The sequence below is a fragment of the Novosphingobium sp. PhB165 genome, assembly GCF_004341845.1.
GTDB lineage: Bacteria > Pseudomonadota > Alphaproteobacteria > Sphingomonadales > Sphingomonadaceae > Novosphingobium.
Map to the genome: position 1 here is coordinate 501,792 of NZ_SLVB01000005.1, position 13,703 is coordinate 515,494.

At 68.6% G+C, this 13,703-nt stretch carries 7 protein-coding genes; 2 read left to right on the top strand and 5 right to left on the bottom strand.

Translation table 11 applies throughout. The annotated features are described in order from the left end of the window. Positions 1–12: 12 nt before the first annotated feature. The 5 genes from EDF56_RS16745 to EDF56_RS16765 all read right to left on the bottom strand — a co-directional run bounded on the left by EDF56_RS16745 (position 13) and on the right by EDF56_RS16765 (position 10,053). Positions 13–849 carry a hypothetical protein gene (locus EDF56_RS16745; protein WP_132389418.1) on the bottom strand — a complete coding sequence of 279 codons (837 nt, stop codon included), beginning with the start codon at positions 847–849 and terminating at the stop codon, positions 13–15. Continuing rightward, entirely contained in the window at positions 836–2,875 is a 2,040-nt protein-coding gene (locus EDF56_RS16750; RefSeq protein WP_243652651.1) for an adenylate/guanylate cyclase domain-containing protein, read from the bottom strand. Before EDF56_RS16750 ends, EDF56_RS16745 begins: the two co-directional genes overlap by 14 nt. Before the next feature lie 10 nt (positions 2,876–2,885). Further along, positions 2,886–5,912, bottom strand: a complete 3,027-nt coding sequence (locus EDF56_RS16755; RefSeq protein ID WP_243652652.1) for a CHAT domain-containing tetratricopeptide repeat protein — start codon at positions 5,910–5,912, stop codon at positions 2,886–2,888. Between the two features lie 305 nt (positions 5,913–6,217). Beyond that, complete coding sequence (locus EDF56_RS16760) at positions 6,218–9,448, bottom strand: amidohydrolase family protein (RefSeq protein WP_132389422.1); 3,231 nt, start codon at positions 9,446–9,448, stop codon at positions 6,218–6,220. Next, positions 9,445–10,053 (bottom strand): FMN-binding negative transcriptional regulator, encoded by a 609-nt coding sequence (locus EDF56_RS16765; protein WP_132389424.1) that lies wholly within the window; start codon positions 10,051–10,053, stop codon positions 9,445–9,447. The genes EDF56_RS16760 and EDF56_RS16765 overlap by 4 nt, the downstream gene beginning before the upstream one ends. Positions 10,054–10,268: 215 nt before the next feature. Here EDF56_RS16765 and EDF56_RS16770 point away from each other — a divergent pair, with 215 nt between their 5' ends. Together EDF56_RS16770 and EDF56_RS16775 are read left to right on the top strand one after the other, a co-directional pair. Next, the gene (locus tag EDF56_RS16770) at positions 10,269–11,768 is read left to right on the top strand and encodes a PLP-dependent aminotransferase family protein (RefSeq protein ID WP_132389426.1); all 1,500 of its coding nucleotides are present in this window, start codon (positions 10,269–10,271) and stop codon (positions 11,766–11,768) included. 104 nt (positions 11,769–11,872) lie between these two features. After that, positions 11,873–13,549, top strand: a complete 1,677-nt coding sequence (locus EDF56_RS16775) for an amidohydrolase (RefSeq protein WP_132389428.1) — start codon at positions 11,873–11,875, stop codon at positions 13,547–13,549. Positions 13,550–13,703: the final 154 nt, after the last annotated feature.

Here is a 13,703-nt window from a genome sequence, read left to right on the forward strand (position 1 = left end):
CCGATCGTCAATTCATTGCGGCGGTAGCGTGGCCCCGTCGGTGGCGCCGTCTGTGGCGCCATCGCTCGGCCCTCCGGTCGGCTCGCCGATCGCGCCCTCGTGCGGCCCGTCGCTGGGAAGCGCCAGAGCATGGGTCAGTACCGCGAGCTGCCCGTTGCAGCCGCGCCCCATCAATTGGCCGGCCAGCTGTTCGGGATCGCGCGGGGCCTGGGCAATGACCGAGAAAGTCAGGTCCACGGGCGGCGCGGATCCGTCCGACACCTCGTAGGAAGCGCCGTCCTCGGCCGGGGCGGCAGTCTCGTCCCAGGCGGCGACTGTGGACTTGTCGGCAAAGGCCAGTGCGGCGCGTTTTCCGGCGGGCTTGTGGTTCACGACGGCAGCCGTGCTGTAGCTGACCGCGCCCTCCATCTCCGGTCGCCAGGCGCGGATCGGGACACCGGCAATCACGCAGACCGGGCCCGGCACCGTCACGTCGACGTACCACAAGTTCGGACGCAGCGGCTGGCCATTGGGCCCGGCGCCGCGCACGGCTCCGGTGCGCACGCGGCTGGCGTCGCGCTGCTGGGTGAGGGCGACGAACGTGCTGCTGCGGCTGGCACCGGCAGGCGCGCCGACCGTGTAGGTGCCCGCGCCCTTGAGTACGCGCGTGCCCTTGGCGTCGAGAATGGTGACGCTGTCCGAGGGTTTGAGCGTGACGGAAGCGGTGTCCGGCAACTTGCGGCCGGGCGGATAGTCCTTGGCCGATGGGCCGCTGGAGGCGACGACGATACCCGCCATGGCGACGGCCGGAAGTGCGGCAACGATCAGTGCGGCGCCCAGCGCCAGCGGGCGGCGGTCAAGCCAGAACATAGGCTTTCTCCCCTTGGAGTTTACGGGTTCGTTCGAGCAGGCAGGCAATCGGCTTGTCATCGGGCCGGGCAGCGGCGAGCAGGGCCAGCCGCTCGGCGGCGGCGGCGGGATTGCTGTCGATCAGCGCTACGGCGGCTTCGAGCGCCTCGCGTTCGTCGGCAGGCATGTCCGGCATGGGTTCGAGGATATCGACCGGGCGCGCGCGTCCGCGCAGCACCACGCGGCCAAGCGGGCGCCACCAGTCCAGCCCGGATCTTTCGGCGAACTCGCGGCTCACTACTACCGAGGTACCGAGCGACTTGTTGGCCGATTCCAGCCGGGACGCGGTGTTCATCGCATCGCCCAGCGCGGTGTACTGGATGCGCCGCTCGCCGCCGAAGTTGCCGACCACGGCCTCGCCGTAATGGGCGCCGACGCGGGTGCGGCCGATGGGGGGCAGCGCGGGATCGACGGAGCGCCGGAAATCCTCGCCCGCCTGCCACATGGCGAGCGCGCAGCGGGCGGCTTTCTCGCCATCGTCCGGCCGGGGGATCGGGGCGCCCCAGAAGGCGACCACGGCATCGCCGACGTATTTGTCCACCAGCCCGCCATGGTCGAGCACCACGCGCGTCAGCCGGTCGAGATAGTCGTTGAGCAGCCGCGCCACCACTTCCGGTTCAAGCTGGTGCGAGAGCGTGGTGAAGCCCTCCAGATCGCTGAACAGGATGTAGAGTTCGCGCTTGCTGCCCGAGAGCGTGAGCCGTTCGGGATTGTCGATGATTTCCTGCGCGATGTCGCGTGGGAGGTACTTGCCGAGCGCATCCTGCGCGAAACGCCGCTCCACCGCGCCCGATGCGCGCACGGCGCTGGACACGGCGGTAAAGGCAAGGATCCAGCCCGCCACCCAGCCGAAAGCCGGGGTGCCGTATGTCTCGACCCCGCGCCACTGGAGCAGGAACGGCAGGCCGCCGATCACGACAAGCTGCGCGGCAAGGAACGGCGCCATGCGCCAGACCCGCGCGTCGACGAGTGCGGTCAGCATGGCGGCAAGGATCACCAGAAGAGCCACGGCCCAACGCTGCCACGGCGCCACTGGAGTCATCCGCGCGCCGTCCAGCATCTGGGCGATGGTGGCGGCATGGACCTCGATCCCCGGCACCGTCGATCCGGTATAGGCGGTGAGCGAGGTGGTCACCTGATCGGTATCGATGATCTCGCCGCCGATCAGGACGTAGCGGTCCTTGATCTGCGCGGCGAGGGCGGCGGCCATTTCAGGATCGTCCAGCGCCGCGAAGAGGTCGATCGGCAGCATCGAGAACACCGGCGCATCGGTGGCGGCGCGGCGATAACGGATCGATCCGGCATAGCCTTCGAACGCCCGCGCCCGCTCCGCGTCAGGCCCGGCTCCGACCATGGCGCGGCCGATCAGCGGAGGCAGGCCGGGCTCGATGCTGGGCCAGACGCGCGTGGCGCCCTGATAGTTGGACAGGCGGATCGAGGCGGGGTGCGCCTGCGTGCCATGGAGCCGGGCGAGCAGGCCCTTGAGGTACTGCTGCTGCTCGTAATTGATATCGTCCTTGTTGGTCGCGGTGTCGGCATAGGCGACGAAGGTCGGCGTGCGCATGGCGCGAAGCTGGCCGACGAGCGCCTCGTCCTCGTCCTGCGGCTGGTCGAACAGGACGTCGATGCCGATGGCTTTCGCGCCCATGCCGTCAAGCTTTTGCAGCGCGCGGGCGAGCAGGCCCCGGTCCAGTGGAGAGCGCTTCTTGGCGGCGATCAGCGTCTGGTCGGTATAGGCGACGATCTGGATGCGCGGGTCCTGATCGACTACGGGCGCGGTGACGAAGCTGCGCAAGTCGTAGAGCGCGTCCTCTGCATTGCCCACCACCGGCAAGTCCCAGCTGAAGCGCGTGATCAGCAGCGCGGCTACCAGCATCAGCGCGGTCGCCGCAAGCTGCCGTCCGCTGGCCGCGCGCACGTTGCGCCAGCCTTTGCGGAGCAGGCCGCGCCAGCCGGTGCGGTTGGAGGAGGTCGAAAGTTCGGTCAAGGCCTGTGTCTCAGCGCCCCGGCACCGGGCGGGCGGCATCGCCGATGATCGCGAAACCCGCCCAGTAATAAGGATGCGAGGTTGCCGGATCGTCCATCAGGCGGCGCTGCGAGGCCGTGAAAGCGGCACCGATCGATGTGGCCTGGCCGGACTGGTAGAAGCCGTTGAACAGCCGCTCGGTGGCGTTGTAATCGTCCGGCGCGGGCCAGTGGCTGGCGATCACCTGACGGCCCCCGGCGGCGATGAAGGCGCGCACCAGACCGTCCAGCGCCTGCCCGCCGCCGCTCGACAGGCCCGCTTCGCGCGTGGCGTCGAGGCTGGCCCCGGAGGCAGTGTCGCAGGCCGAGAGCACGACGAGGTCGGCATCGAGGTGCAGGTCGAAGATCTCGCCGAACGAGAGCAACCCGTCCGAACCGGCGCCGCCGAACGAGGTCAGCAGGGCAGGGCGTACCGGGCAGCCGGTGTGCGGCGCGGTGACGAGGCCGTGGGTTGCGAAGTGGACCACGCGGAACGTCGCAAGGTCTCCGCGCGCCTCGATGGCGGTGTCGGTGAAAGCCGCGCCGGTCATCAGCGCGGTGCCGCGATTTCCGAAGAGCCCGGCGGCCTGCTGGAGTTCGAGCGGCGAGATCGGCTGGTTCCACGTCGAAACCGGCCAGGAACAGTCGCTGTCGATGGCGGTTTCGCCGCCCGAACGCAGCATCGCGTGCTCCGCCACCGGCCCGAGCGGGACATTGTTGCCAAGGCCGAGATAGGCGCGCTGGGCCTTCGAGGCCGGTGCCGCGCGCGCGTCGCGGAAGCTGGCAGCCGAGAGCGCGGTGGAGACCGCAAGGTTGCGGCCAAGCCAGCCGATGCCGGTGAAATCGTACTCGTCGCCGCCGGCCTTGACCCGCGCGTGATAGGCGGCAACGCCCTTGCCGTCGTCGGTCAGCAGGTTGATCGGCAGGCGCTTCAGCGCGCCGTCGGGCTCGAAGATCAGGTGCGAGAGGCCTGCGATCCGTTCGCGTGCAGGGCTGAGCAGGGCCTTGTCCAGCGTGACGGCGGTGTCCACGTCGAAAGGATAGGTGGACTGCACGCCGTTGATCGTCAGCGAGATCGAATCGCGCAGGGTGTTCACCGCCTGCTCGGTCTGCGCCGCGTCCATGGCGGTTTTCCACGCGAGGACCTGATCGGTGCCGGCGTCGAAATAGATCGCGTAGATGCCGCCCGCGAGCTGGGCGAGCTTGAGATAGCCCTCGCCGGGTTCGAGCCCGCCGCGCATCTCGGCCAGCGGCACAGTGCGCTGGGCCACCGCGCGGTAGCGGGGATAGGCGGCAAGCGCCTGCATCGCCTCAAGCTGCGCCTGTTCGAGCTGGGCCTGCCGCGTGCGCAGTGCGTCGAGCGCGGCGGTGGCGGTCTGCTGGCCGCTCGGGTCCGGCTGGCCGAGGCGGGCGATCTCGATACGGGTGCGTTCCAGTTCGCGGCTCAGCCCGAGCGAGCGGCGATAGAGCGTGGCGGCATCGTCCGATCCGCCGGCAAGCTGGCGCGAAAGCTGGCTCAGCGTATCTGCCGCGCCCGAGGATTCGAGCAGTTGCGCCGCCTCGAACAAGGCAGCCACGGCATCGCGGTCATGGGTGCCCGCTTCGCCGCCCGAAAGCAGGTCGAAGTAGGGGCGCATGAGGTTTTCCATGCCCACCAGCGCGCCGTGGCTGGCCACCGTGTCGGCCACGACCGCGCGGTAGAGCGCGAGCGCCGGTTCACGCTCCCCGCGACGGGCGAGGAAACCGGCGAGCCGCGCGCGGACGACATTGACCGAGGCGCTGTCCGGATAGCGGCTGTCGACCAGATCAAGGGCCGCGCGCAGGCTGCTTTCGGCGGCGCCGAAGCGGCCCTGCGCCTCGTCCACCAGCGCGATTTCGGAGAGGATCTGCGCGCGCATGCGGGTGGCCGAGACGATGCGGCCGTCCTGCACTTGCAGCGTCTGGCGCTGGGCGGCTTCCAGCGCGGTGCGGGCATCGTCCGGGCGGCCCTGAAGCCGCAGGACGGTGCCGCGAAGCTGGAGCGCCTGCGCATCGATCAGTGCGGCGCGGTCCTGCGGCGAGAGTGTGCCCGGCTGGCCCAGCAGCCCGGTGAGCTGCGCTGCCGAACCGGCATTGAGCCCGTCGGCGGTGCGGCGGTCAATGGTAAGCGCGCCCTCGGCCGAAACGGCGGGCACGAACTGCGGCACTGGGCGGTCAAGCGCCGCCAGAGCCTCGTCCAGTGCGCCGCGGTTGATGGCGTCGATCGCGCTGTAATTGCGAGCGAGGCGGGCCTGCACGGGATCGGCCAGCTTCATCGCCTCGGCCTCGGCAAAGCGGATGCGGGCCTGCGTGAAGTCGCCGAGATTGGAAAGCTGGAGCGCGTAATTGATCAGCGCTTCGTGCCGCCGGGCGGGTTGCTGCGCACTGTCGCCGCCTTGCATCTGGGCCAGCAAGGCCGGGGCGGCGGCGAAGAACTCGGCCGCTTCGGCATAGGACCCGGCGCTGTTGCCGCGATAGCCCTGACCCAGCAATTGCGCGGCGTCGCCATTGGCGGCGCGGGCCTTAGCAAGGCTCAGCGCGTCGGCGCCGCCGAGGTTGGCAATGGCGACCGAACCGCTGGCGACGCGGTCCTCGACCAGCGAGGCCAGCGCGAGGCGCAGCGCCGGATCATAGGCCGCCAGTCCTTCCACCGCGACGATGCCGTCAGCCGTGCGCCGTCTGTAGACGCGCCACGAAAGGCCGGTGCGGCTTCCGGTGCAGGTAGCGCCATCGGCGGAAAAGGCGGCGGCGGGATCGAGGCAGGCCAAGGCTTCGTCGCGCGTGCCCTCAAGCCGGGCAGCGGCGTCCGTCTCGCCCCGCAATTGCCATGCGCTGCCTACCGGACGGGTGACGTCGGCGCAGAGGATCGCCCATTTCCGATCGAACACCGAAGCGCGGGCCGCGCCCATTTCCACGCCCTGCACCTCGCAGGCCGGACCGGCGCCGCCGATCGAAAAGCTTTCCGCCGAAGATGGGCGCGCGGGGGAGGAACGGGAAGGCACAGGTGCCGCCTGCGCGCCCACTATTCCTGCACACCATGTCAATGCGCCCAATCCCCAGAGGATTGCCGCAAGACCGCACCTGCCCGCCACGTCGATTTCCCCCCGATGCCGAAATGGTTCGCCATGGATTTCCACGGCGAATGAATCGGGCACGTCTATTTGAAATCCCCCCTGGGATAATACCAATTCTAGCGTGCAATGATTGGGGCAGGCAACGTGTATTTGTGCCGGGACGGAGGGATCGGCCTTTTAATACAATCAATTCGAAACCGATGCCGTACCGGATCGAGACGGCATCGGTTCGGTCAATGTTCCGGTTCGTCCGGGCGCCGGGAATCCACCAGCGGCAGCCATTGTTCGTCGCTCATCCCCTCGAACCAGGCCTTCGGCGCATCGCCCGCGACCGGCCAGAGTTCCCGCAGCGTGGCCGCTTCATAGAGGAAGCCGCCGCGCATCACCGAGGCGATTTCGCGCGCGGCCCGCACGTCTCCGCGCGGATCGGTGTCGAGGATCACCATGTCGGCGAGCTTCCCGGGTTCGATCGTGCCAAGGTCCGCAAGGCGGCCGATCGTCTCCGCCGCGCCCGCCGTGGCGGCGTGGAGCACGGCCAGCGGCGTCATGCCGCCCACCTGATGCGCTTCCATTTCCCAGTGATAGCCGATGCCCGGCACTTCGCCGTGCGCTCCCATGCCGAGCAGGCCGCCCGCCTGCGCGAAAGTCCCCGCATCGCGTGCGATCTGCGGGAAACGCGTCTCCTCAAGCGGGTGGAAATCGCGGCCGAGGGCGATCTTCTGGCGGATCGCCGGAGCGGGCCAGAAGCGGCGCAGCTTGTCGTCCACCACCGGATCGTCATGGGCGACGAACCAGTCGGTCGCGGGCGAGCCGGAATTGGTGATGCTGAGCGTGGTGACATAGCTGGTGCGCATCGCCTTCATCAGCGCGATCACGTCGTCGCCCAACACGGGGGCGGGCAGGGCATGCTCGTTGCCCGCATAGCCGTCGAGGATCTGCGTCAGGTCCAGCTTGAGCGAGAGCGCACCCTCGGTCGTGGGCAGCAAGTGCTGCTCGCGCGCGGCCATGGAAACCCATTGCCGCACGGCGCGGCTGCCGGTGCGGTATTCCTTGAGATTGCTGGTGCGATAGCCTTCGGAATAGCGCGAAAGCACGCGCCGCGCGTCGTCGAGCGAGGTGATGCGCTGCTTGGAGAACACCGCCGTCCCGGTAGAACGCATGCGCGGCCCCAGTACATATCCCGCATCGACAAGGCCCTGATAGGCCAGATGATCGGGCGACAGCGTCGAGGGATCGAAGCTGGTGGTCACGCCATAGGCCAGCCGCGCGCGCATGCCCCACAGCTCGTTGGACGGATTGTTGCGGCGGATCTCGCCCACATGATCGTGATCGTCGATGAAGCCGGGCAGGATGGTCTTGCCGGTCACGTCGCGCACTTGCGCGCCATCGGGCACCGTAAGCGTGCCGCGCGGGCCCACGGCGGCAATGCGGTCTCCGGTGACGAGCACGTCGGCGTTGTCGATCACCCGGTCACCATCGGCCATGGTCAGGACCCGGGCGCCGCGCAGCAGCAGCGAGCCTTGCGGCGCCACGCGCGGGGCGGTGGCTTCAAGGCGCATGGCGGCCAGTTCCTGCCCGTCCGCCACGTTTCGGCGGGAGAACAGCGTGCCGTTCACGGTGTCGAGCGTGCCCGCTGCGCTCCATTCAAACCAGTCCGCGCCCATGCCGGGCAGGACTTTCGCGGGCGTGCCGGGCGCCAGCACGTCGATCTCCTTCGCGGGATCGGCAGGCGTGGACATAACGTAGACGCGGTCGGCAATGGCGGCGGCAACGGTGCGGCCGTCCGGGCTGATCCGCAAGTCGTCGGCATCGGCGTTGCCCTCGGCAAAGTACCAGCCCGGGCCGGTGACATGGGCGACGGGCGAGAGCTTGCCTGAGGCTATGTCGACCCGCGCGAGGCCCGCGTCGTTGAGCAGGAATACGCTGCCCGGTGCACTGGCCGCGAAGTGCGGCTTGCCCCCCAGCGTGCCCTCGGTGAGCACGCGCGCGCCGCTGCCGTCGCGCGCCATCGCGACGAGCTGGCCCCGGCGCAGCGGGCCGAATTCGAAGTTCGTCTGCCGCCGCTCCTCCAGCGCCGAACGCAGGACGAGGATCGTCGCCCCATCCGGCGTGAAGGCCGGGAAGCGGTAATAGGCGGGCATTGCGGCCACGCGCGTTGCCGGCGCGCTGCCATCGGCGGGTGCGGTCCAGATCGCCGAACCGGCGCGCTCGCTCCATGTCACGAAGACCAGCGTCTTGCCGTCCGGCGACCAGCTTGGCTGCGCGGGGGCTTCAATGCCTTCACCAAGCGAAAGACGGCGGGCCTTGTCGGTGCCGAGGTCCTGCACCCAGATCCCGTCGAGCGCGGCGAAAGCCACATGCTTGCCGTCGGGCGAGGGCGCGGGGCCCATCGCGAGCTTCGCCTCGACCGGGCCGGTTTCCTCGCGCATGGCGAAGCGGGTGGAGGCGCCGACCGCCACGCGCGCGGTGATCGCGCGGTCGATGGTCGTGCTCCGGCCTGTGGCGATCTCGCGCCGTTCGAAGCGGCCGCCGTGGCTGAGGATCACCGCTGCGCTGTCCGGCGTGAACGCCATCGACGGCACCATGCCCATCCACGAGGAGGCCTGCATGGCGTCCAGTTCGGTATCGCCCAGCGCCTTGTCTTCGCCGGTGGTCAGGTCGCGCACGCGCAGGCGGCTCAGCCCCTCACGCCGGGTGACATAGGCCAGCCAGCGGCCATCGGGCGAGAGCAGCGGGGCGAAGAACGTCTCTTCCTTGGTGCCGCGCGCGCCGGTTCCGGCAATCACCTCGGTCTCGGTTCCCGTGGCGAGATCGCGGCGCAGGATCGTCCAGCGCGTGGGCATGTCGAATTCAAGGCCGTCGGTACGGCGCGCGTAGTAGACCGCCTTGCCGTCCGGCGTGGCGGTGGCGCCCAGTGTCGAGCGCCATTCGGCGCGCGGGGCGCCGTCCTTGGGCTTGACCGGAACCAGCAGGCGCGCCTCGCCCGAGAGCGGGAATTGCCAAAATTCGTAGTTGTTGAGGTCCGGCCGGAAGCGGCTGGCCATGATCGACCGGCCATCCGCGCTCCAGATCGGAGAGGCGAGGGCGGTATCGTCGTCGAACCGCGTGATCTGCCGTGCCTGCTTGCCGTCGGGCCGGGCGATCCAGACGTTTTCGGCGCCGCTGCGGTCGCTGACAAAGGCGATCCACTGGCCGTCCGGCGAGAACACCGGCTGGGAATCGAAGGCAAGGCCCTCGCTGATTTGCCGGGCCTTGCCGCCGCTTGCGGGCATGGTGAAGAGATCGCCCAGCACGTCGAAGACCAGCGTCCTGCCATCGGGCGAGACCGACACGGAAGTCCATGTCGTCCGTTCGGGATGGAGCGTCAGCACCCGGGCGGGCGGCATTGGAAGGCCCGATTGCGCCATGGCGGGAAGGGCGAGCGCGCTGGCGAGCAGCAGCGCGGGAACGAACCTGCGGATCACGTGAGGCGCGTCTTGTTCATGCGCTCCATCCATGCGCGCAGGGGCGCATCGGGATGGACTTCAAGCAGGCGGTCCAGCACCTCGCCATCTTCGTCCTGCGCCAGCTTGAAAGTGCCGTCCAGCGCCGTGACGCGGGCCTCGAAGCCAATGATTGCCCCCAGCATTCCGGTATATCGCTCCTGCAATTCCGCGACCGTCCATGGCTGCGCGCGGCCGCGTTCGCAAGCCTCGACAAGGCGGTCCAGCGCTTCGGCCGTCAGGTCTGCATCCACGCGCACTTCGGCCTCGATCCGCAGCGCGGCGTAGTTCCATGTCGGGCCCCAGCGCCGCCGCCCGGCATGTTCGGGCGAGACATACCCCTGTGGGCCGGTGAACAGGAACTGCGCTGCCGGATCGGCCGCGAACAGTGCGCAGAGCGGGTTCCCGCGCGACATGTGGCCGACAAGGCCGGTCAGCATGCCGTCCGCGTCATAAGTACCCAGCATCGGCAGGAGGCTGGCAGAGGCGGCCGGGGCGCCGGGAGAGAGCACCCAGGCGAGCGGATATTCGGCGATCAGCCGCTGCACATCGTCGGCGCCGAACTGGCGGAAGCGCGGATCCATCATTGCGGGCGGGCCTCTGGCAAGGTGGAGAGGAAGAAGGAGGCGGTCATGGTCTGGTTCCGGGTGGTTCGTGGCGCAGGACGGCGCCCTTGCTGATCTTGGGGAACTGGCCCCCGGGCAATGTCCAATACCGAATATTTCGATGGTCCAAGCAGAGTCCCGCTGCTAGCAAGCCTGCTGGATCGCCCGAGAACAAGAACCCCGAACGGAGTCGAAGCATGCTGCGTCCCTGGCAGGTCACCCTGAGCGAACGTATCGATCCCGAGCGCGGGACGCCGATCTACATGCAGATCATCCGCGCCCTGATCCGCGATATCGAAACCGGTCGGCTGGCATCGGGCACTTACCTGCCGAGCAGCCGTGAACTGGCTAACGCACTGGGCGTCAATCGCAAGACCGTGGTGCTCGCTTACGAGGACCTGATCGCGCAGGGCTGGCTTTCGACCGAGGGCACGCGCGGGACAATGATATCGCGGGCGCTGCCCGTTGGGGTCTCGCCCTCGCTGCCAGTCGGCGCCTCGGCGCAGGAGCCATCGCGGCAGGCCGCCTCGCCGGAGCCCGAGCCGCGCACCGGGCAGATCCACTATCGCTTCGCCGAGCCGCCCGCGCGGTCGCTGGCGCTGCCCGCCGGACGCGGCATCAAGCTCGACGAAGGCGCGCCCGATGGCCGCCTGTTCCCCGCCGACCAGCTCGCCCGCGCCTATCGTTCCGCGATCAGCCGCGCCTCGCGCGCCAATCGCCTGCAATACCGCGACCCGCGCGGCGCCCAGAGCCTGCGTGAGCAAGTGGCGGACATGCTGCGCAGCCAGCGCGGCCTGGCGGTGACGGCGGCCAATATCTGCATCACGCGCGGCAGCCAGAACGGGCTGTTCCTGGCGCTTCAGGTGCTGATCGAGCCGGGCGACGCGGTGATCGTCGAGGAACTGACGTACGAGCCTGCCGTGGCGGCAATCCGCGCGCTGGGCGGCCGGGTGGTTCCCGTCGGCCTTGACGAGGAAGGCATCGACGTGGCCGAAGTCGAGGCGATGTGCCGCCGCCATGCCGTGCGCGCGATCTTCGTGACGCCGCACCACCAGTTCCCCACCACCATCGCCATGCGGCCCGAGCGGCGGCTCCAGCTTCTGGAGATCGCGCGCCAGTTCGGCGTCGCAGTGATCGAGGACGATTACGACCACGAATTCCACTTCCAGTCGCAGCCGTTGCTGCCGATGGCGGCCTATGCGCCGGGGCAGGTGCTCTACCTTGGCTCGATGTCGAAGCTGCTGCTGCCGGCGCTGCGCATCGGCTATCTCGCTGCGCCGGAGCACGTGATCGACGCCCTTGCACACCGCGTCTCGCTGACCGACGGCATGGGCAACACGGTGACCGAGGAAGCCGCCGCCGAACTGATCGCCAATGGCGAATTGCGCCGCCACTCGCGCAAGGCCTGGCGCGTCTATGCCGAGCGCCGCCAGTCCTTCGCGGCGCTGCTCGACGCGCATCTGGGAGACCGCATCGCCTTCGCGGTACCGGACGGCGGGCTCGCCTTCTGGGTGAAGTTCCGCGGCGATCTTGAGGCCATCGAGGAACGCGCCCGCGCGCAGGGCCTGCGCTTCGCCAGCCACCACTCTTTCATGACGCGTGACACGGCGGACAAGGGACTGCGGCTGGGCTTTGCCAGCCTCAACGATGGCGAGGCGGCGCGCGCCATCGCCGCACTTGCCGAAGCGACGCGATAAGCGAAGTCGGGTTGGACCCCTCATAAATTTGCAACTTGGCCGTTTCGGGTTCCAATCCGCCACCGCAAGTTCCTTTCAGACAGATAGCCTGACGGGACCGCATCATGACACGTTTCGACCGCCGCACTTTCCTCAATCGCGCGGGCGGCGTGGCGGCGGGCACGTTCCTCTACAGCCAGGCGGCATGGGCAGGCGCCACGCCGGTCGACACCATCTACACCAATGGCCGGATCTGGACAGGCGAGGGCCGCGATGTCTTCACCGATGCGATCGGCCTGGTCGGCTCGCGCGTCGTCGCGCTGGGCCATGAAGCCACGCGCAGTCTGGCAGGCAAGGCGACGCGGGTGATCGATCTTGGCGGGGCCTTCGTCACGCCGGGCTTCACCGACTGCCACGTCCACTTCACGATGGGATCGGCGACCATCGGCCAGCCCTCGCTGCGGCAGGCCAATAGCCGCGAGGCCTTCGTCCGCGCGGTGGCGGAAGCGGCAAGGACGATGCCCGCCGGGCAGTGGCTGCAAGGCGGCAACTGGGACAACGATTCCTGGGGCGGCGAACTGCCCAATCGCGACTGGATCGACGCGGTGACGCCGCAGACCCCGGTCGCGGTGGTCCGCTACGACCTGCACATGGTGGTGGTGAACTCGCTCGGCCTGAAAATGCTCGGCCTTGGCGACGATACGCCCGAGGTGCCTGGCGGCGTGATCGTGCGCGACGCCAAGGGGCGGCTCACCGGCGTGTTCAAGGACGCGGCCAAGGACATGGTGCTCGGCCGCATTCCCGAACCGACCGCCGCGCAGCGCGATGCCACCAACCGGCGCGGCATCGCTCTGGCGCTATCGAAGGGCGTGACGCAAGTCCACGAGACCGGGATCGACTGGAACACTTTCGAATCCGCCCGCCGCATGCGCGCTTCGGGAGAGCTGCCTTTCCGCTTCTACGCGATGATCCCGCTCAAGGACTGGAAGAAGCTGGCGGAAATCGTGAAAGCCGAAGGGCGCGGCGACGAATTCGTGCGCTGGGGCGGCTGCAAGGTCGTGTTCGACGGCTCGCTCGGTTCGCGTACGGCCTTGTTCTACGAGCCTTATCTCGACGATCCCAAGACGCGCGGCATCACCGTGACGGACCCCGAGGAAATGCGCGGGCTGATGCGAGAGGCCGATGCGGCGGGCTTCCAGATCGCCACCCATTCCATCGGCGACCGGGCCAACGACATGGTGCTCGACATGTGGGAGGAAGTCGCACGGATCAACGGCCCGCGCGACCGGCGCGGCCGCATCGAGCATGCCCAGCACCTCAATCCCGCCAGCATCGGCCGCTTTGCCGAGCAGGGCGTGATCGCATCGGTCCAGCCGTTCCACGCGGTCGACGATGGCCGCTGGGCCGTGCGCCGCATCGGCCCGGAGCGCCTCAAGACCACATATGCCTTTGAATCGCTGATCAAAAGCGGCGCCCATGTCAGCTTCGGATCGGACTGGCCAGTGGCCCCCATTGATCCGCTCACCGGCCTCAAGGCAGCGGTCCTGCGCGAAACGCTCGACGGGGCCAATCCCAAGGGCTGGTATCCCGAGCAGCGTGTCGAGATCCACGATGCAATGCTCTGCTACACCCGCGGCGCCGCCTTTGCCGGGCGGTCGGAAGCGGATACCGGAACCCTTGCTCCCGGCCGCCTTGCCGATTTTGTCGTGTGGGACCGGGACCTTACCGCGATCGACCCGGAAACCATCGACAAGGCGCAAGTGGTCTCCACGCACCTTGGCGGGACCAAGGTCTACGGATGAGCACGGTTGGACCACCTGGGCGATATCGGTTGGATCTCTGCAAGGGACTAACGCACTTATAATTTTCACGCTGGCGGTCGCAGGGAAGACCGTCTAAATGCGACCAATTCGCATTAGCGCAACAGCGCAACGAACGTCGCGAATACATGAGGGC